The 18,358-nt window shown below is 55.7% G+C and carries 18 protein-coding genes and 2 riboswitches; of the genes, 12 read left to right on the plus strand and 6 right to left on the minus strand.

The window, feature by feature from the left end; translation table 11 throughout:
• Positions 1 to 23 precede the first annotated feature (23 nt).
• From LG301_RS14965 to LG301_RS14980, 4 genes are all read left to right on the plus strand, one after another.
• Positions 24 to 1,442 carry a PLP-dependent aminotransferase family protein gene (locus LG301_RS14965; RefSeq protein WP_404471950.1) on the plus strand — a complete coding sequence of 473 codons (1,419 nt, stop codon included), beginning with the start codon at positions 24 to 26 and terminating at the stop codon, positions 1,440 to 1,442.
• An 89-nt stretch (positions 1,443 to 1,531) separates the two neighbouring features.
• Positions 1,532 to 2,197 (plus strand): lysozyme-like domain containing protein, encoded by a 666-nt coding sequence (locus LG301_RS14970; RefSeq protein ID WP_404471951.1) that lies wholly within the window; start codon positions 1,532 to 1,534, stop codon positions 2,195 to 2,197.
• A 94-nt stretch (positions 2,198 to 2,291) separates the two neighbouring features.
• Positions 2,292 to 3,494, plus strand: a complete 1,203-nt coding sequence (locus LG301_RS14975; protein ID WP_404471952.1) for a M24 family metallopeptidase — start codon at positions 2,292 to 2,294, stop codon at positions 3,492 to 3,494.
• A gap of 119 nt (positions 3,495 to 3,613) precedes the next feature.
• Entirely contained in the window at positions 3,614 to 3,985 is a 372-nt protein-coding gene (locus LG301_RS14980) for a hypothetical protein (RefSeq protein WP_404471953.1), read from the plus strand.
• A 10-nt stretch (positions 3,986 to 3,995) separates the two neighbouring features.
• Here LG301_RS14980 and LG301_RS14985 read toward each other — a convergent pair whose 3' ends face one another.
• Positions 3,996 to 5,699, minus strand: a complete 1,704-nt coding sequence (locus LG301_RS14985; protein ID WP_404471954.1) for a methyl-accepting chemotaxis protein — start codon at positions 5,697 to 5,699, stop codon at positions 3,996 to 3,998.
• A 284-nt stretch (positions 5,700 to 5,983) separates the two neighbouring features.
• Here LG301_RS14985 and LG301_RS14990 point away from each other — a divergent pair, with 284 nt between their 5' ends.
• The 3 genes from LG301_RS14990 to LG301_RS15000 all read left to right on the plus strand — a co-directional run bounded on the left by LG301_RS14990 (position 5,984) and on the right by LG301_RS15000 (position 8,328).
• Complete coding sequence (locus tag LG301_RS14990) at positions 5,984 to 7,102, plus strand: alkene reductase (RefSeq protein WP_404471955.1); 1,119 nt, start codon at positions 5,984 to 5,986, stop codon at positions 7,100 to 7,102.
• 136 nt (positions 7,103 to 7,238) lie between these two features.
• Positions 7,239 to 7,706, plus strand: a complete 468-nt coding sequence (locus LG301_RS14995) for a TspO/MBR family protein (RefSeq protein WP_404471956.1) — start codon at positions 7,239 to 7,241, stop codon at positions 7,704 to 7,706.
• 25 nt (positions 7,707 to 7,731) lie between these two features.
• Positions 7,732 to 8,328, plus strand: a complete 597-nt coding sequence (locus tag LG301_RS15000) for a cell division protein ZipA C-terminal FtsZ-binding domain-containing protein (protein ID WP_404471957.1) — start codon at positions 7,732 to 7,734, stop codon at positions 8,326 to 8,328.
• Position 8,329: 1 nt separating this feature from the next.
• Here LG301_RS15000 and LG301_RS15005 read toward each other — a convergent pair whose 3' ends face one another.
• The 3 genes from LG301_RS15005 to LG301_RS15015 all read right to left on the minus strand — a co-directional run bounded on the left by LG301_RS15005 (position 8,330) and on the right by LG301_RS15015 (position 11,807).
• Positions 8,330 to 9,919, minus strand: coding sequence for an ABC-F family ATPase (locus LG301_RS15005; protein WP_404471958.1), 1,590 nt, complete (start codon positions 9,917 to 9,919; stop codon positions 8,330 to 8,332).
• A gap of 83 nt (positions 9,920 to 10,002) precedes the next feature.
• Complete coding sequence (locus LG301_RS15010) at positions 10,003 to 10,869, minus strand: sirohydrochlorin chelatase (RefSeq protein ID WP_404471959.1); 867 nt, start codon at positions 10,867 to 10,869, stop codon at positions 10,003 to 10,005.
• 23 nt (positions 10,870 to 10,892) lie between these two features.
• Entirely contained in the window at positions 10,893 to 11,807 is a 915-nt protein-coding gene (locus LG301_RS15015; protein WP_404471960.1) for a histone deacetylase, read from the minus strand.
• A gap of 38 nt (positions 11,808 to 11,845) precedes the next feature.
• Between LG301_RS15015 and LG301_RS15020 the strand changes: the two genes are divergently transcribed.
• A complete protein-coding gene (locus LG301_RS15020; protein ID WP_404471961.1) occupies positions 11,846 to 12,433 on the plus strand; it encodes a gamma-glutamylcyclotransferase in 588 nt (195 codons plus the stop codon).
• Here the strand turns inward: LG301_RS15020 and LG301_RS15025 are convergent.
• Positions 12,424 to 12,951, minus strand: a complete 528-nt coding sequence (locus LG301_RS15025) for an HPP family protein (RefSeq protein WP_404471962.1) — start codon at positions 12,949 to 12,951, stop codon at positions 12,424 to 12,426. The genes LG301_RS15020 and LG301_RS15025 overlap by 10 nt on opposite strands.
• A gap of 121 nt (positions 12,952 to 13,072) precedes the next feature.
• On the opposite strand from LG301_RS15025, the gene LG301_RS15030 reads away from it, so the two are divergent.
• Positions 13,073 to 13,981 carry a DMT family transporter gene (locus LG301_RS15030; protein ID WP_404471963.1) on the plus strand — a complete coding sequence of 303 codons (909 nt, stop codon included), beginning with the start codon at positions 13,073 to 13,075 and terminating at the stop codon, positions 13,979 to 13,981.
• On the opposite strand, the gene LG301_RS15035 is transcribed toward LG301_RS15030, so the two are convergent.
• Complete coding sequence (locus tag LG301_RS15035; protein WP_404471964.1) at positions 13,956 to 14,249, minus strand: hypothetical protein; 294 nt, start codon at positions 14,247 to 14,249, stop codon at positions 13,956 to 13,958. The two genes, LG301_RS15030 and LG301_RS15035, sit on opposite strands and share 26 nt — an antisense overlap.
• Before the next feature lie 131 nt (positions 14,250 to 14,380).
• Positions 14,381 to 14,471: riboswitch (glycine riboswitch) on the plus strand.
• Positions 14,472 to 14,479: 8 nt separating this feature from the next.
• Positions 14,480 to 14,587, plus strand: a riboswitch (glycine riboswitch).
• Positions 14,588 to 14,646: 59 nt separating this feature from the next.
• Between LG301_RS15035 and LG301_RS15040 the strand changes: the two genes are divergently transcribed.
• From LG301_RS15040 to LG301_RS15050, 3 genes are all read left to right on the plus strand, one after another.
• Positions 14,647 to 15,885: a D-amino acid dehydrogenase gene (locus LG301_RS15040; RefSeq protein ID WP_404471965.1), complete on the plus strand. Its 1,239-nt coding sequence runs from the start codon at positions 14,647 to 14,649 to the stop codon at positions 15,883 to 15,885.
• A gap of 206 nt (positions 15,886 to 16,091) precedes the next feature.
• The gene (gene hemP, locus LG301_RS15045) at positions 16,092 to 16,259 is read left to right on the plus strand and encodes a hemin uptake protein HemP (protein WP_263067097.1); all 168 of its coding nucleotides are present in this window, start codon (positions 16,092 to 16,094) and stop codon (positions 16,257 to 16,259) included.
• Positions 16,260 to 16,365: 106 nt separating this feature from the next.
• Positions 16,366 to 18,339, plus strand: coding sequence for a TonB-dependent receptor domain-containing protein (locus LG301_RS15050; RefSeq protein WP_404471966.1), 1,974 nt, complete (start codon positions 16,366 to 16,368; stop codon positions 18,337 to 18,339).
• The last annotated feature ends 19 nt before the right edge of the window (positions 18,340 to 18,358 follow it).

Consider the following 18,358-nt stretch of genomic DNA (forward strand, 5'->3'; position numbering starts at 1 on the left):
ATCGTGACGGTAAGAGGATACGAATGGATTGCCAGGACGTGTTACAGCAGCTTGTAAAACGCTATGCGCAGCAACCAGAGCGTTTGAGTAAACAGGTACGTTTAGAGCAAGCCTTGAGGCAGGCGGTCACCCAGGCGTGGCCGAACCAAACTCGCCTGCCGTCACACCGGCAGCTGGCAGTCACGTTGGGCGTTGCTCGACACACACTGTCTCGTGCCATTGGATCGCTGATTGAAGAAGGTTTACTGACGACGTTTCATGGCAAGGGCACTTGGAGCTGTAAGAAAGAGGCGTCTGTCGCGCCCACATCAACCAGCGTTCAGCTTTCAAAACGCGCTCAAAAAGTATTGCGATGGCCAGGGGCAAGCACGGTGCAAAGCGGTGCTTTTGTGCCTGGCATACCGGATATCGCCCAGTTTCCAATGCGCAAGTGGCGCCAGCTCTATGCCAGTGTCACAGTGCCGCAAAATGCGTTGTTGCTGTCGTATTCCACCGGCGGTTATGGGCCGCTTAAGCGCGCAATTCATGAGTTTCTGGCACGCTGGCGCAACATTCATTGTGATATTGAGCAGATCATCATTACCGATGGTACCCATAACGGCATTGAGCTATGCGCCATGGCATTGGCCGATGTGGATGACACCGTGGCCATGGAATCGCCCTGCTATTGGGGGGCACGCAATGTGTTTACCGCCGCGGGCTTAACGATTGAGATGGTGCCTTGGTTTCCTGATAGCGGGCATGCTCTACCGCAAACGACCGGTAACATTGCCCTCGCGTACTTGACCGGCTCTCATCACTACCCGCTCAGCGTGCCCACCAGCGCCGCTCATAAGCAGCAGTTTTGCGATGCGTTATCGCCCACCTATATCGTTGAAGACGATTACGAATTCACCGGCGACGATCACACTAACCTGCTGTTTGATCCCCACTCGGAACGCCATTTACTGGTAGGCTCGTTCTCTAAAATGATGTTTCCCGGCCTGCGGCTTGGCTATTTGGTGGTGCCACGCCACTTGGCAGGCCCGATGAACCGCCTGCGCAGCGAGCTGTTTCGCGAAGGACGCATGTTGGATCAGGCCGTGCTGGCACAGTTTATTTCCGATGGTGACTTAGACGCCTGGTGTCGCCGCATCCAGCGCGACTATTTAGGTCGGCAGCAGGTGCTGCACGACCAGCTTTGCTCCCTGCCCAAGGTGCGGAGCGTATCGCCCCCGACTAGCGCGATCAGCTTGTGCGTTGAGTTTGTGTCCGAAGTTAATGATGTGGCGCTTGCCCAAGCGTTGCTCAAAGAGCATTTGATTGTTCGTCCACTCAGCCCCGTGTGCGCTGAAACGGACCCTCGGACGGGATTAGTCGTGGGTGTAGGCATGCTGTCGGGAGAGACGTTAGCGCGTGAAGCCCAGCGGCTGCGCCGCTGCTTAGAGTCACTACTACGCTAAACAAGGTAGGCTTAGGAACGATTGGGCCTTACACTTTATATCTATTTATAAAAATGAAGTCATAAGAACGTATTCACAAGGATTTTGCCATGCGTCACCCTGTTGATAATTCGGTGCCCCTCACGACGCTTCGTCTAACGATAGCGCTGTGTGCCGTACTGCTTGTTTCCGGCTGCGCCACCTTTGCGCCTAACCCGCCGCAGGATCAAAGCAATATCTGCGAAATATTCCGTGAGCAACCCAGTTGGTATGACTATGCCCGAGAATCAGAAGAGAAATGGGGCACACCTATCGCCACGCAGATGTCGTTTATCCAGCAGGAGTCCTCGTTTCGCAGCCATGTGCGCCCCGACCGCAAATACTACTTGGGCTTTATTCCTGGCCCACGGCCCTCTTCAGCGAAAGGCTACGCCCAAGCACAAGACCCGGTTTGGGGCGAATACCGGGAGCAGGCAGGCAGCACCTTTGCACGGCGTACCCATATGAAGCACGCCACCGATTTTATTGGCTGGTACAACACTCGCACCCGCGCCCAAACCGGCATTTCGCTTAGCAACCCCGAACACCTCTATTACGCTTATCATGAGGGCGCTGGCGGCTACCAGCGGGGCACCTACCGTAATAAACCTCACGTACTGAGAGCGGGCAGCCAAGTGTCGGCACGAGCTAACCGCTATCAAGCCCAACTCAACAGCTGCGAAGCAGAGTTTCAATGCCGCCGCTTTTATCAGGTATGGCCGTTTTGTCGTAGTTAAGGGCTTCATGAAGCGCATACATTAACGTTGAGAAAGACCACAGCACACATTGGAGGGCTGCCTATACTGACCTTACCTAACGCTGGAGGTCGCCATGGATTACCACCACTACCGCGAAGCCCTTGCCGAAACGCTCTCCCAAAGTGAGCTGCCCTTTGCGCCGGCTGAATACCAAACGCGCCTAGACAAGGTGCGCTACGCCATGGCCCAGCGCGGGCTGGATGCGCTGCTGCTCACCGACCCCGCCGATATTAACTACCTGACCGGCTATCACACCTTTGAGGTGTCGGTGCATGCTTGCTTGGTGTGTACCCAGGAGAGACTCGTTCTCCAGGTCGCCTCTATTGAAACAGGAGCGGCAGTGGTCACTGCCCGTGTTGATGAAATCATTGGTTACCGATGGGAAAATTTGGATGAAATCATCACGCCGCTGGCCGACCTGTTAATTCCTTGCAAGCACATTGGCATCGATGGCTGGAGCAGTGGTTTGCGGTTCGGCGTGATGAACGCATTAACCGATGAGGTAGGTAAAGAGCGATTCTGTGAAGCAGGTGACCTGCTCGATACGATTCGCATTGTGAAAAGTAGCGCCGAACTTGAGATGCTCAAAGAGAGCGCTCGCATTACCGCCGCCGGTTTAGACGCGGCTATCACCGCCATTCACCCCGGCATGACCGATAACGACATTGCCGCCATAGGTGCTGAAGCACTGCTCAAAAACGGCAGTGAATTCATGAGTCTGCAGCCTATCGTGACCAGCGGGCAGCGCATCGGGGTGATTCACGTTAACCATAAGCGCCGCGTTATTCAGGCCAACGAGCCGGTCTTTTTAGAGTTCGGTGCAGCATACCAGCGCTATACCGCACCCATGATGCGCACCGCCGTGACAGGAAAACCTAACGCGCAACTAACCGCCACCCGCGACCTGTGCCGCTCGCTGTTCGAGTCACTGTGCAGCCATATGAAGCCGGGCAACACCTTTGATGATGCCGCGAAGGCGGCAGATGCACTGCTGGCTCCAACCCGCGACCAGCTGTTTTTCTCCGGGGTGTTTGGCTACGCCGTGGGGGCGCAGTTTCCGCCTAGTTGGGTAGAGGGCACGGGGTACATCGCTAAAGGCCAAACGCGCACATTTGAAACCAGCATGGTGTTTCATCTACCGCTGTGCCTGCGGGTGCCCGGCCAGTGGGGCGTTGGCTTGAGCGATACCGTCGTTGTAACCGAACAGGGTGCCAAGCCGCTTACCAACAACGATTGGCAGCTCTATCAGGCAAGCGATACGCCTGCTCGCTCATAGCCTCTGATTGACACCGAGATTAGGGAAAGCTATCTTCTCTACAAATGCAAATGAGAAACACTCTCTTTTTTAGCCAACACCTTAATAGATAAAGAGCCGTTGAGGTAAAGGGACGTTACATGACCAGTGAACAGCGCCAGCTTCGTCAAACCCTGCTGTTTTTACGCACATCATTTGAAGCCGTTCAGCACTCGATTGCCGGTCGGCTTGAAGACCCGCTGCCCTGTTGGCTAGATACCAGTATGCTCTCAATGCTCTCCCGAGAGCTAACCCGCTGCTGCCAGCAGGCCAAGCCACTGTTCACGCCTGAGATTGTGGAGCAGCTCTTTATCGCCTCCCAGCAGTGCGACTTGCTGCTTAAACAGTGTCCCGGCGTGATGAGTAGCGCCACCTGTTACCGCCAGCTCAGCGCTATCATGCTTCCGCTAACCAGCGCCATCGGACAAATCGACACGCCCGTTAAGCGCCGCTGGCCATGGCAACGGCGCTAGTGGCAACGTGCTAGAACTCTTCCCACTCATCTACGGTTGCCTTGGCTTTTTTTACGGGCTTATTCTGAGTGTACGAAGGCGTGGCGGCAAAACGCGCGTGCTTTTCTTGCGGAGAAGCCAGGCTCTGCGGAGCAGAGAGAGACGGCTGGCCGTCAGCCACTTTGAAGAAGGCCACCGCGCTAGCCAGGTCACTGGCCTGCTCTTCCAGCGAGGCCGATGCCGTCGCGGTTTGCTCAACCAGTGATGCGTTTTGCTGAGTGACATCATCCATCTGGTTAATCGCAATGCTCATTTGATCGATGGCGGATGTCTGCTCGTCGGAGGCACGGCTAACGTCCTCCATAAGATCGGAGACTTTACCGATGTTCATGACGATCTGTGACATGGAATCGCCAACGGCTTTCACCAGATCGCTTCCCTGTTCAACCACTTGGTTGTTCTCAGCAATCAGGGTCTGAATCTGTTTAGCTGCATCAGCACTGCGCTGCGCCAAACTCCTAACTTCTTGCGCTACCACCGCAAAACCGCGCCCTTGCTCCCCCGCACGGGCGGCTTCAACTGACGCATTTAATGCAAGAATATTGGTTTGGAACGCAATACCGTCGATTAGCGAGACGATACCGCTAATTTTTTCCGAACTACTGTTGAGTTCATCCATTTTATTGACGGCTTCTTTGACTTTTTCGCCGCCGTAGCTCGCCGAACGGCTGGCCGTATGGGCAAGCGCATTGGCTTCGCCGGTGTGCTGGGTATTATTTTTTACCGTCGCGGCCACCTGCTCCATACTGGCAGCGGTTTCCTGAAGGCTTGAAGCCTGCTGCTCAGTACGCTGGGAAAGGTCGATATTGCCCGCAGAAATTTGTCCTGAAGCGCTAGAAATGGCACCTGCTGACGCCTGGATACTGCCGATCAACCCCTGCAGCTTGCCCTGCATATCCCCTAGCTCACTGAGCATGTCGCCAATTTCATCACGCTGGGTATGTCGAACTGTCTGGGTCAGGTCACCTTCGGCCATGGCATGGAAATGCTGGCGGGCTTGAGCAAGCGGCTGCAGAATACGCTGAATAAGCAGCCAGCTAAGTATGCCCGCTAGCACTACAGCGACCATTAATGCTCCCAGCATTAAGTTCCTCATTAAGCCAGCCCGTGACACAGCGCTCTCATAACCTGCCTGCGCCTCGCGCTCTTCTTGCTCAATCAACTCATGTAAGACGGCATTCATCTGGCGGTATGCTGGCAACGCCTGAGTAAACGCCATCTCATTGGCCTCATCGTAGTTACCCAATGAGTAGAGTGGCATCGTGGGAGCTACCGTCACTAACAGCTGCTGATAGCTTTCGCGAAAACGCGCCGCTAATGCCTCTACTTCGGCAGACATCTGGGTGTCAGAGAAGGCATGCCAGATGGTGTCGATCTGCGAGATATTTTGGACAATATTGTCCATGTGCATCTGCACGGAATGGTCATGCAGTCCGCTAACGCTTAGCCACGGGTCATGCTGGCCCGCAAGCGACAGCTCCATAATCATATCTTTAGAGTGTTCATTGAGCTGAGCAATACGCTGCGTATCGCGCAGATTCTCTTGGTAGATGGTATCCACTGCGCGGTTAGAAGAGACCATTCCGCTAAAGCCCAACGCACCAATGATCAACATCAGCACTAGCATAACGATAACCATTAACGTCAGGCGTTTTTTAATTGTCATTCTCAACATAGTAGCTCTCGGCGCTTAAGCGCATGGCGGGTGGTATGTATGTGCAGAGCTACCATTTTACGCCTCATCATCTATTAGCTAAATCCACCTAATTGATACGCATCAATCAAACAAGCTATTTATCTAGATAATTTTGCACACTGAACAGGTAGCTAGCGTGACCTTGCTGAACGGTGTTCTCCGTTACGCCTATGACAGCCCTTGGTATTTTGTAGTAAACTGGTCTACTCTAAATAACTTTCTACCATGCTCAGACAAAAGACGATGTAAAAGGAGTTTGCCCAATGGCGTATGAAACGCTGCTTTCCCCTCTCCAGCTTGGCAGCTTGTCGATCCCAAACCGCGTGATTATGGCGCCGCTGACTCGCTCACGCACACCCGACAGCGTGCCGGGCACAATGCAAGAAGCCTATTACGGCCAGCGCACCGGCGCAGGGTTGATTATCAGCGAAGCAACCAACATCTCACCCACTGCACGCGGCTATGTATACACCCCTGGCATTTGGACGGATGAGCAGGAAGCCGGCTGGAAAGGTGTGGTGAACGCAGTGCATGCCAAGGGTGGCCGTATCGCGCTGCAGCTTTGGCACGTAGGCCGTGTATCCCATGAGATGGTGCAACCTGATGGACAGCAGCCGGTCGCGCCTAGCGCGCTGAAAGGCGAAGGCGCCCAGTGCTTTGTCGAGTTTGAAGATGGCACCGCAGGCCAGCACCCCACCAGCACGCCCCGAGCACTGGAAACCGATGAGATCCCCGGCCTTGTCGATGACTACCGCCAAGCCGCCATTCGTGCCAAACGCGCAGGCTTTGACATGGTGGAAGTCCACGCGGCTAACGCCTACCTGCTGAACCAGTTTTTAGCCACCGGCACCAATAAGCGTACCGACCAGTATGGTGGCTCGCTGGAAAATCGCGCCCGCTTCCCGCTAGAAGTCGTCGATGCAGTGGTTGAGATTTTCGGTGCCGACCGCGTTGGCATTCGTATGACACCGTTTATTGAACTCTTTGGCTTAACCGACGACGAGCCGGAGGCCATGGCCTTCTACATGGCAGAGCAGCTGTCTCAGCGTGGCCTTGCCTACCTGCACCTGAACGAACCCAACTGGGCCGGTGGCGATATCACTTTCCCTGATGGCTTTCGTAAGCAAATGCGTGAACGCTTTAACGGCAGCCTGATTTACTGCGGCAATTACGACGCAGCGCACGCGGAAGCAAGGATTAGCGATAACACCACGGATGCCGTGGCTTTTGGTCGCCCCTACATCGCTAACCCTGATTTAGTTGAACGCTTTCGGATTAACGCACCACTAGCTAAGCCAAACCCTGAAACCTTCTATGGTGGTGACGAAAAAGGCTACACTGACTATCCTTTTATGAATAACGGCTATGATCGTATCGACTAAACGACGTTTAAAGCGCTAAGATTTATAAAGATAAGCATCACTTCGGTGGTGCTTTTTTATTCCCCACTCTTTATGACAAAAAGCATTAAAACGCTGCTAGGCTGTTGATTCTTTCGTTTTAACATTAGGATGAAGCATGCTAAGTTCGCTGTTGGCATTACTGATATCGCTGCTGCTGGTCGGCATCACAGCTACCACCGGTGCACGCTTTCGCCCCGATAACTGGTACCGCGAGCTACGTAAACCCCGCTGGACTCCCCCGGATATCGCATTTCCTATTGCGTGGGGGGTTCTGTATCTATTAATGGCGATCGCCGCTTGGCGGGTATACATGGCCGATGCGTCGCCGCTTCGTACTGCGGGCCTTATTGTGTATGGCCTGCAACTGGCGGCTAATGCGGCGTGGTCATGGTTATTCTTTGGCCGAAAGCAAATTGATGCAGCACTGGTCGATATTGTGCTACTGCTGGGTTTAATTACGCTAACAATAGGATTGTTTGTTAATGTAAGCGCACTAGCCGCTGGGTTGATGGTGCCTTATTGGCTCTGGGTAGCGCTTGCGTTAGTGCTTAACACATCCATTTTGAGACTCAATAAGGCCTAGGCGCCAACCAATAGGGTTCAAACGAATGAACGACACGTCTCTTCCTGTTTTACTTGCATTTGCCTCGCTGATTTTAGGCATACTGGCAACAGCAATTTTCGTATATATCGTGTTACCAAGACGTCGCCGCGCAAGAGAGAAAGTAGCGGCGGCAGCTCCTATGGCGCCAAAACCATCACCGGCCGAGCCAGCGCAGGCACCGGAAACACCGCCAATGCCAAAACAGACCAAAAAAGTAACGCAGCACTCACTGTTCGTCATTTTTTCTCAGCCTGATGACACGACCGATGAGCGCTTAACCGAGTGGTTACGGAGCAAGAACGCCCGCTTTGACGCTATCAAAAAAGTGTTTTTGATTGATGGTCAGCAGGCGTCTAACCCGATCACCGTCGCCAACGCCTTTCCGCCTGGCGAGATGCCCGACTTACTCCGTGGAGAGAGCCATGAGCCAATTCGCGGCGTTAGCCTGCTGGTGAAGCCGCCGCTACGTAAACGCCGCAATCAGCAGATGCACGTTTATGTAGAGCTCGCCAAAGAGATGAACGAGACGTTCAGCGGCGACATGCTAGACGCTGACCGAAAACCAGCCAGCGAATCGACCTACGCCCAAATCATTGGCTAACTTATACGACGCCTTGGCTACGCAGGTAGTCGTCGTAGCTACCGCTGAAATCAACAATGCCGTCCGGCTGCATATCGATAATGCGGGTGGCGAGGCTTGAAACAAACTCTCGGTCGTGGCTAACGAACATCAGCGTACCGGGGTAGTTTTCCAGCGCTAGGTTAAGTGCTTCGATGGATTCCATATCCAAATGGTTGGTCGGCTCATCCATTAACAGCACGTTGGGGTTGGTGAGCGTTAACTTGCCAAACAGCATCCGCCCCTGCTCGCCACCGGAAATTACCTTCACCGATTTACCAATGTCATCGCTGGAGAACAGCATCCGCCCCAACGCGCCGCGCACTATTTGCTCGCCGCCTTTGGTCCACTGGCTCATCCACTCAAACAGCGTGGCATCAACAGGAAAGTCATCGGTATGGTCTTGGCCGAACATGCCCACTTCCGCCGCATCGGTCCACTTCACCTCACCGGCATCGGGGTGCAAATCGCCCGCCAGGGTTTTCAGCAGGGTGGTTTTGCCAATGCCGTTGGGGCCGATAATCGCAATACGTTCACCCGCTTCCACCGTCATCGAGAAACGCTCAAAAAGCGGTTTCTCACCGTCGTAGCCTTTGGTAATGGCATCCACATTCACGGCATTGCGGTGGATCTTCTTGTTTTGATCAAAGCGAATAAACGGGCTAACTCGGCTTGAGGGCTTGATATCTTCCAGCTTGATTTTATCGATCTGGCGCGCCCGTGAAGTGGCCTGCTTCGCTTTGGAGGCGTTGGCTGAGAAGCGGCTGACGAACTGCTGCAGCTCGGCAATTTGGGCTTTTTTCTTGGCGTTATCCGAATGCTGACGCTCGCGGGCAGCGGTGGCGGCGGTCATGTAGTCATCGTAGTTGCCGGGGAACAGGGTAATTTCCCCGTAATCCAGATCCGCCATATGCGTGCAAACGCTGTTCAGGAAGTGGCGGTCGTGGGAAATAATCACCATGGTGCTGCTGCGCGCTTTCAGAATCTCTTCCAGCCAGCGAATCGTGTTGATATCCAGGTGGTTGGTAGGCTCGTCAAGCAGCAGCACGTCCGGGTCGGAAAACAGCGCCTGGGCCAGCAGTACCCGAAGCTTCCAGCCGGGGGCGACTTCACTCATGGGGCCGGTATGCTGCTCAATGGGAATGCCTAGGCCCAGCAGTAGCTCCCCTGCGCGAGACTCGGCGGTGTAACCGTCAAGCTCGGCAAAGCGTACTTCAAGATCTGCCACCGCCATGCCGTCCGCTTCGCTCATTTCGGGTAGCGAATAGATACGCTCACGCTCGGCGGCCACTTTCCACAGCTCAGCGTTGCCCATGATAACGGTGTCGATGACCCGCTCGTTCTCATAAGCAAATTGATCCTGGCGCAGTTTACCCAGCCGAGTGCTGCTATCCAGCATCACCTGCCCGGAGGAGGGCTCCAGCTCGCCACCAAGAATTTTCATAAAGGTGGATTTACCGCAACCATTGGCGCCAATCAAACCGTAGCGATTGCCGTTATTAAATTTGACGGAAACATTTTCAAACAGGGGCTTAGCCCCAAACTGCATGGTGATATTGGCGGTTGCGATCAAGATGTGAGCCCTGGTTAACAGTGTAATTGCGCGTTCAAAGGCCCGCGATTCTACGCGCCTTTGGGCGGCGTTACACCTTCCGCCTACCTAGCATCGTGATGTAGTGCCGGGAGTTCGAGAAGAAAGCGTTCACCATCAAGCGCTTGTTGCAGTCGCGCGTGCAGTATCTCGACGATGCCCGCGTGCTCACCCACCAGCGCTGTGGTGGTTACAATCAACCCTGGATGGCGCTGTTCAGCGGCGGCGCAAATGTCGGCGATATCGCCACCTTCGCCCGCATGCCGACCAGGCGAGAGAAACAGCATCACCAGCACCACGTCCCCGCTGCTGAACTCGGGGGTATCCAGCAAATGCTCCAACAGCGGCTCGTTAAAGCGGTACTCATCGCCTTCACGGCGCTCCATAGACGCCGCCGCCACGCAGCGCACTTCATCACCTAATAGTACGCTTAGCTGTCCTGCCAAGCGGTTGCGCACGGCCGTCACTTCAGGGATCGGGCTGCCGTGATCCACCAGTGCCACCTGTGGCGCTGTGCCCGCTTGGAGTTTTTCGCGCACGTTATCGGCCAACAGCTTGGCTAAACGCAGGTCGTTATTCCCCCGTTCATCCACCAGCGGCTGGGCCACACGAACACTGACATGGGGAAAACGCGCCTGTAGCGCGGCCATGCGCTCTGGCAAATAACCCGTTAGGGCTTTGCTTGGCCCAAAGAAGAACGGCAGCACAATAATCTCTGTCGCCCCCTGCTCAGCGCTGCGTTCAGCGGCCGGCCCAAGGGTAATCGCAGGGATGCCGCCGACCTCTTCAGGGGGGATTTTATTGGAGTGCAGCAGCGAAGCCGCCTGCACGGTTTCGCCTAGCAGGTGGCTAAGCTCAAGCGCCACTCGGCGCAGGTTATGGGTTGCCTGGGGTCTTAAAGAGCCGTTATCGACCAGAAAAATAGCGCGCATTAGGTTTCCTATTACAGCTGAATTTAAGCGTTCGTCATCAACACATCCGCTGCCGCGCGGTGCAACTGGGCGTGGCGCCCGGCCAGTGCATGAATATCTCGGTCATAGCCGCCGCCGATCACCGCCGCCACGGGAATATCCGCATCGCGACAGCAGCTGAGCACATAATGGTCGCGGGCATACAGCCCCTGGTTGCTTAACGCTAAATAGCCCAGACGATCATCTTGGTGAACATCAACGCCCGCGTCGTACAGCACGACATCTGGCTGATAGGCGGCCAGGATTCCCGGCAGCCGTGACGCAAGCTCGGCGAGGTAGGCGTCATCGCCCATCCCATTAGGCAGCGCAACGTCCAAATCGCTTGTGGCCTTGCGGGCGGGGAAATTACGCGCGGCGTGCATGGAAAAGGTAAACACGCCGGGCACGTTCACAAATAGCCGAGCGGTACCATCGCCTTGATGAACATCACAGTCCACGATCAACACCCGCTCTACCCACCCTAGCGCCAGGGCATGGGCAGCGGCCACGGCAAGATCATTAATCAGGCAATAACCGCTGGCGGCATCGGCGTGGGCATGGTGCGTTCCCCCGGCTGAATTACAGGCCAGCCCGGTGGCCAAGGCAGCTTCTAACGTAAGCAGGGTACCGCCGGTTTCTAGCCGCACACGCTCCACTAGCGCCGCCGACCAGGTAAACCCACTGCGCCGTTCGGCAGCACGCTCTAAACGGCCCTGCAAAAAAGCATTCAGATAATCGCGGGTATGCACCCGGGCAAGTGTATTAATGGGTGCAGGCTCAGGCGTCAGCCACTCAATGCGGCATGCTAACGACTGTTCACCAAGTTGCTGCCTGAGCACCCGGAATTTTTCCATAGGAAAGGGGTGATTGGCTGGTAAATCAATTGTATAACCCGGATGATGAACCACCGTTAACGCCATGCGCGTGCAGCCACTTTGGTCACAAATGTAGATCGCTTATGTTGCTTGATACCACTGCTTTAAACCAGCAAAGAAACTTCTTCGACGGCCATACCGATATCTGGCTTTTTGGTTACGGCTCGCTAATCTGGAAGGCTGATTTCGAGTATTTGGAACGCAGACCCGCCTATATTACCGGCTGGGCGCGGCGTTTTTGGCAAGGCTCCCACGACCACCGTGGCACGCTGGACGCACCGGGCCGAGTCGCAACGCTAATTCGCGACCAAGGGGCCGTATGCCATGGCATGGCGTACCGCATTACGCCGGACGTGTTGGCACCGCTGGATGTGCGGGAGAAAAACGGCTACCTGCGTGAAAAAGTACCGCTCACGTTTCTAGGGGAGCATGGTGAAGCGCAGGTGGGCAAGACTCAAATCGAGGGGTTAATTTACTTAGCCACTGAAGATAACCCTGCTTTTTTAGGCGATGCGCCGCTGGAGGATATCGCCTACCAAATTGCCCACGCACACGGCCCAAGCGGCTCGAACAGAGCCTATTTACTGAACTTAGCCCAAGCGTTACGCGAGCTAGAAACAGAAGATGCGCACGTTTTCGCCATTGAAAAGCGGCTATATCGTTACCAATAGCGCGGATAACGACGATGGCGCGCTAAATTATTCACCAAAATAGCCACTATCAGCATAACGACGCATCCAGCACCAATGGGTATGAGCGGATACCACCAGCCCAGCTTATGCACACTCGCCCCACCCGCGACCGCAATCAGCGCAGCGGCAGCCCCTGGCGGGTGCACGGTGTGGGTGAGCTGCATCACTAATATAGAAAGCGACACTGCTAAAGCCATCGAGAGAGGCGTGGCACCCAGCAACTGGTAACAGCCAACGCCTACACAGGCCGAGAGCACGCTACCAAACAGCACATGGCTTGGCTGGGCGAACGGGCTTTCAGGGGCGGCATAAATCAACACCGACGTTGCCCCAAAGGAGCCCACAATTAACAGCTGCTGTGAAAGCCAAGCAGTGCTAAGCCAGCCTATAAGAGCCATGCCAGTAAAGGCGCCCAGCCACGACCAGCAGGCATCTTGCCAGCCAACGCGGCGGCGCGCCGTTGGCTCTCCTCGCATCTTGCCAAGATAGGTTTTCATTGCACTCTCTCTGCACAAAAAGAGTGCAAATGATGTCAAAATGTCTCAAATAAGCAAATGACAATGCATCATGCGCTAATGAAACGTTTTCACACACACGTCACGGATGATAAAACCGCCAATGCCTAATGCCAGCTCTCCCCTTATCGCCCCGTCGAGTTTAGTGCTTGCCGTCGTCGCCGCCGTGGGTATGGCGACCATTGGCGTCATCTCGCGCATTACCGGACTGAGTGCCGAAAGCATTACCTTTTATCGCCTGGGTCTAGGAGCCGCGTTCTTACTCATTTACTTAGTGCTGACGAGACGCCAGGCAACGCTTAAAGCGCTGCCGGGGCGCCATGTCGTGCTTAGTGGGCTGTTCTTAGCCGCATTCATACTCTTTTACGTGCAGGCTATGAACTACACCCAAATGGCCAACGCTATTTTAATGGTGTATCTCGCACCGATTTTTGCTGCCGTGATCGCGCATACGCTGTTTGCCGAACGCCTGACGCCCCAACAGGTGGGGTTAATCGGGTTGGCACTGTTTGGGTTTGCCATGATGCAAGAGTTTCGCCTTAACCTAGAAGATCGCCAAGACGTGATTGGAATGGGGTTTGGCCTGGCGGCCATGCTGGCCTACAGCGGTTTTATACTCACCAACCGACGCTTACCCAGTCACTTAGATGATCGCACCTGTGCCTTTTGGCAGCTGATGGTGGGAGCGCTGGCGATCCTTCCGTTTGCCCTATGGCAGCCCGACGGGCTAACCGCCGCGTCCTGGCAGTGGCCTTGGCTATTGGCGGCTGGCTTGGTCCCGGGCTTTTTAGCGCTATTGTGCGCGGTTATGGCCATTAACCGGCTGCCTACCGCTCTTTACGGCACGCTAGCCTACTGCGAGCCGGTGGCCGTGGTGATCTTTGGCTGGAGCATGTTTGGTGAAGTGCTCACACCGCTTCAACTGGCCGGGTGCTCGCTGGTGCTGGCCAGCGGTATTGCCCAAGCATGGCTAGGCGGCCGGGCAGCTACACCATCAGCCACGACAGGATAACCAGCGCCAACACAATACGCACAATGGCGCCCAGCAAGGAGCCTCGCAGCAGCGCACGGACACCGCGCCACAACAGCCACAGTCCAACCAGGAGCACGAGAATACTGAAAAATGAGGCGTTGATACCCAGAGACTGGCTCAGCCCATCGACAAAGTCCTCAAGCGCGCCGAAGAAATTGGTAAATATCGCCAGTAAAAACTCGACGACCGCGCGAATGATATCGCCAATGACTTGTCCTGCTTCACTAAAAAATCCGTTTGCCTGCATGCGTCTCGTCCATCGCTGTAAGGTGTGGGGCATTTTCGACCAAAATCTCCCCCCTGGCAAAGCAATGCTGCCCACTCTCTACGACGTTAGCCTTATTCCCATGAACCCTTTAACGCGTTACAACGTCTAAATCTGTCATCGCGGGAGAGACTGGTGCCCGACACCAGCGCCGAAGGAGCAACGACCCCGGAAACTCTCAGGCCAACGGACCGCGACGGCAAACATCGTTACCAGTACGTTCCGAAGAGCGGTTGATGACTGCGTCACTCAGCCCACCGAAGGAGCAAGCGCCGTATCAGCGGCGTGAATCTCTCAGGTTCCATGACGGAAGGGGTACGCCTAGCCAACTCACGGCTGGGGGTATCGCCCGACGCTCATACAATCTGTGGAGAAACTCATGCAACGCATTGCAGTCATCGGCGGTGGCATTACCGGTATTACCAGTGCCTACGCCCTCGCCAAACGCGGCTTTGATGTCACCGTTTTTGAAAAACACCGCTATGCGGCGATGGAAACCTCTTTTGCAAACGGCGGGCAGCTATCGGCCTCGAACGCAGAAGTGTGGAATCACTGGCCAACAGTGATTAAAGGTATGCGTTGGATGTTGAAAAACGACGCGCCGCTGCTGGTCAATCCTCGACCGAGCTGGCATAAGCTGAGCTGGTTTGCTGAGTTTATCGCCGCCATTCCCCGCTATGCCGATAACACCACAGAAACTACTCGCTTAGCCATCGCAGCCCGAGAGCACTTATTTCAGTGGGCGAAAGACGAGCAGATCGACTTCGATGTAAAGCAGAAAGGCATTCTGCATATTTACCGCGATAAAGCGGGCTACGACCACGCCGCCAAGGTATCGCAACTGCTCAGCAAAGGCGGGCTTGAGCGCCGGGCAGTCACCCCCGATGAAATGCGGGCCATTGAACCTACGCTTGCGGGCAGCTACTACGGCGGCTTTTTTACTGAAAGCGACGCTACGGGCGACATCCACAAGTACACCAACGGTCTCGCCCAAGCAGCTGCCAAGCGCGGCGTAACGCTTAATTACGGCCATCAGATTACGGATATCGGCGCGGATGAAAACGGTGCCTGGGTGACGGCGGCGGTGGATGACGAAACCATCCGCCAAAGCTTTGACAGCGTTGTGGTATGCGCCGGTATAGGCAGTCGCGCGATTGCCGCGAAGCTAGGCGACCGGGTGAACATTTACCCGGTTAAAGGCTACTCCATCACCGTACAGTTGGATGATGAAGCCTCGCAGCAGGCAGCGCCCACCGTCAGCCTGCTGGATGACGAAACCAAGCTGGTCACCAGCCGCCTGGGTGACGATCGCTTCCGCATCGCCGGTACCGCTGAATTTAACGGCGCAAACCGCGATATTCGTAACGACCGCATTCAGCCGCTCATCCGGTGGGTAGAAGAGTGCTTCCCGGGTGTTAGCACCCAGCGGGTTGTGCCCTGGGCAGGCCTGCGCCCGATGATGCCCAACATGCTGCCCAAAGTTGGCCCCGGCAAACTACCGACGGTGTTCTACAACACCGGCCACGGCCACCTGGGCTGGACGCTTTCTGCCATTACCGCCGAAATGCTGGCGGATGCGGTAGACAGCTCCCAGGCAACGTCTGTCGTTTTACCTTAGATGGATCAAGCGTCTCGGCGGCATTAAAGCAGAAGGGGCCTTGTGCCCCTTTTTTTATGGGGCCGCTTTATACCCTTTTGTCGACACGCAACTGCCTGTCCACAGTGAGGGCACTGTTAACGAACCCATACATAGTGGTTGAGAGAAGTAGGCGAACCTGCTAGATTAATGATAACGCTTATCATTAACGCAGGAAACATGCTCTCATGCAGCCCCGGAAACAATTCACCGCTTCACAAGGCTCGCCTAGCGCACCCCGCGAGGTGAGCAGTCAGGCGCTACTTGATCAAGACGGTCAGCTGGTGATTTATCATGAGCAGCGGCGCTATGTGCTGCGCCGTACGAAAAGCGGCAAGCTGATCTTAACAGCATAAGCCTTATGAAATAATCGCTTACCTATTACCTCTTTAGCCAGCCAGGTAGCCCATCGCACCCAGCCAGCAACATTCTCCATCACTTTCTGTTGGAACTGTCTGGCCCATGAAACCCACGCACACGTTAGGCCTTTGCCTTAGCTTACTTCCTCTACTGCCCGCCTACGCTAATAACACGGACTTAGCCCCCGTGACGGTAACAGGCACCCGCGCACCGACGGATCTTTCCCGCGCACCGCTGATGATCGACATCATCGACCGCCAAGATGCCACGCTTGCCACCGCGAGCCGCGTTGAAGACGTACTGAGCCGCCAGCCTGGCTTGCATGTGGCTGGCCAAGGCCGCCGTAACGGCCAAACGCTGAGTATGCGTGGCTTCGGAAGAAATGGTGTGCTAGTGCGCCTAGACGGCGTTCGCCAGGATATTTCCACGGGTCATGTGGGTAATTTCTTCCTCGACCCAGCGCTGATTCAAGAAGTGCAGGTTGCCCGCGGCGCGCTGTCTAGCCTCTACGGCAGCAACGCCATGGGCGGTGTGGTCAGTTTTACCAGCGTGGAGGCCAGCGACCTGTTAGCCCCCGGTGAAAATAGCGGGGTACGTCTTTCCCTTGGCGGAGCAACGGCCAGCGACGAACTACGTGGCAGCCTGACGGCGTTTGGTCGCCGTGACACGGCTAACGGGCCAGTGGACGGGCTATTTTCTGTGGGTCGCAGCGAATCCGGCGATATACGCCGCGCTGGTGGCGATGACGCCGAAGAGGACGCCAGCCTCAATAGCCTGCTGCTCAAAGGCGGCTGGGAGCCAAATGACGAACAACGAGTGTTTATCAGCTGGCAACATTATGATGAACGCGCCACCCAGCCCGCCAACCCGCAGCAGCGCTCAACCGATGCCAGCAATCCGCTTCGCGACCGCGATGTGGAAAGCAACAACGTCCAGCTGGGCCACCGCTGGCAGCCAAGCGGTGCCACTGACATCACCTCACAGCTTACCTTTAGCCAACAGGATATTGACGAGCCACAGGCTAGCCGTACCCTTGAACGGGTCGGCCTGCAGAGCGACGGCTATCACCGCATCGATCACGGCTGGCTTTCACAAACGCTGGTGTTTGGTGCAGAGCTGGAGCAAGCCCGCCAGCGGCCTGACGGTGAAGCAAATGGTTTCCCTAAGGCTGATATCGATACCCAGTCGGCCTATCTTGATACCACGCTTACGGCAGGCCGCTATTTAGCAGAAGGCGGTGCGGGAGAGTTTGACGTCGGCCTGGGTGCGCGCTACGACCGCTATGACGCCAGCGGTCAAAACGATGCCGACAGCGTGCACGACCAAGTGTCGCCGCGCTTGCGTCTTGCCTGGCGACCTGACGACTCCTTGATGCTGTTCTCAGGCTACGCCGAAGCTTTCCGCGCACCCAGCCTTTCCGAGCTTTACGCTAACGAGCGCCACTTTGCCGGGTTCTGTGCAGGGCCATTTTTCTGTACGCCCGACAACTACTGGATTCCCAATCCTAGCCTCTCCCCCGAAACCAGCCGCACCTGGGAAAGTGGCGTGGTATGGCATCAAGGCGACTGGCAAGTGCGTGCCAGCTACTTCGACACCCGTGCCGACGACTTCATCGATACTCAGGTCGATATCATGGCGGGTACGACTCAGGCCGTAAACGTACAGCGGGCCCAGCTATGGGGCTATGACGCACGTCTTACTTGGCAGCCGAGCGCCTTCCCTATGCTCACCAGCTTTGCCGGTCTATCAGAAGTATCCGGCAAAGATCGCGATAGCGGCGAGGCCCTCGGCAGCCAAACACCCCTGGAAATGACGCTGGGCGGTGAGGTTGCGCTTTATAACAGCACGGTGCGGATCGGCTGGCAGGGTCGTTTTGCCCAATCCTTTGATAAGCAGGGCGACGATGAACACCTGCCCGGCTATGGCCTGCACGACGTACACCTTGCCTGGCAAATCACCCCTGCGATTGATACTGCACTGCGCCTCGCCAACCTGGGCGACAACGTGTGGTATCGACCAGATGGCAGCCTGGGTGACGGGCGCAGCCTGTTCGCCACCCTCAACTGGCAGTGGTAACGCCCTGCAATCGTTAAGC

Source organism: Vreelandella venusta, from assembly GCF_044809155.1.
Taxonomy (GTDB): domain Bacteria; phylum Pseudomonadota; class Gammaproteobacteria; order Pseudomonadales; family Halomonadaceae; genus Vreelandella; species Vreelandella venusta_B.

Bases quoted from the DNA above. Each gene is read 5' to 3' on its own strand.
- LG301_RS15010 (WP_404471959.1), bottom strand. From the start codon at position 10,869: ATGCGCGCTATTTTTCTGGTCGATAACGGCTCTTTAAGACCCCAGGCA.
- LG301_RS14980 (WP_404471953.1), top strand. From the start codon at position 3,614: ATGACCAGTGAACAGCGCCAGCTTCGTCAAACCCTGCTGTTTTTACGC.
- LG301_RS15025 (WP_404471962.1), bottom strand. From the start codon at position 12,951: ATGAAAACCTATCTTGGCAAGATGCGAGGAGAGCCAACGGCGCGCCGC.
- LG301_RS14985 (WP_404471954.1), bottom strand. From the start codon at position 5,699: ATGTTGAGAATGACAATTAAAAAACGCCTGACGTTAATGGTTATCGTT.
- LG301_RS15000 (WP_404471957.1), top strand. From the start codon at position 7,732: ATGAACGACACGTCTCTTCCTGTTTTACTTGCATTTGCCTCGCTGATT.
- LG301_RS15050 (WP_404471966.1), top strand. From the start codon at position 16,366: ATGAAACCCACGCACACGTTAGGCCTTTGCCTTAGCTTACTTCCTCTA.
- LG301_RS15030 (WP_404471963.1), top strand. From the start codon at position 13,073: ATGCCTAATGCCAGCTCTCCCCTTATCGCCCCGTCGAGTTTAGTGCTT.
- LG301_RS15015 (WP_404471960.1), bottom strand. From the start codon at position 11,807: ATGGCGTTAACGGTGGTTCATCATCCGGGTTATACAATTGATTTACCA.
- LG301_RS15020 (WP_404471961.1), top strand. From the start codon at position 11,846: ATGTTGCTTGATACCACTGCTTTAAACCAGCAAAGAAACTTCTTCGAC.
- LG301_RS14995 (WP_404471956.1), top strand. From the start codon at position 7,239: ATGCTAAGTTCGCTGTTGGCATTACTGATATCGCTGCTGCTGGTCGGC.
- LG301_RS15040 (WP_404471965.1), top strand. From the start codon at position 14,647: ATGCAACGCATTGCAGTCATCGGCGGTGGCATTACCGGTATTACCAGT.
- LG301_RS14975 (WP_404471952.1), top strand. From the start codon at position 2,292: ATGGATTACCACCACTACCGCGAAGCCCTTGCCGAAACGCTCTCCCAA.
- hemP (WP_263067097.1), top strand. From the start codon at position 16,092: ATGCAGCCCCGGAAACAATTCACCGCTTCACAAGGCTCGCCTAGCGCA.
- LG301_RS14965 (WP_404471950.1), top strand. From the start codon at position 24: ATGGATTGCCAGGACGTGTTACAGCAGCTTGTAAAACGCTATGCGCAG.
- LG301_RS14970 (WP_404471951.1), top strand. From the start codon at position 1,532: ATGCGTCACCCTGTTGATAATTCGGTGCCCCTCACGACGCTTCGTCTA.
- LG301_RS15035 (WP_404471964.1), bottom strand. From the start codon at position 14,249: ATGCAGGCAAACGGATTTTTTAGTGAAGCAGGACAAGTCATTGGCGAT.
- LG301_RS14990 (WP_404471955.1), top strand. From the start codon at position 5,984: ATGGCGTATGAAACGCTGCTTTCCCCTCTCCAGCTTGGCAGCTTGTCG.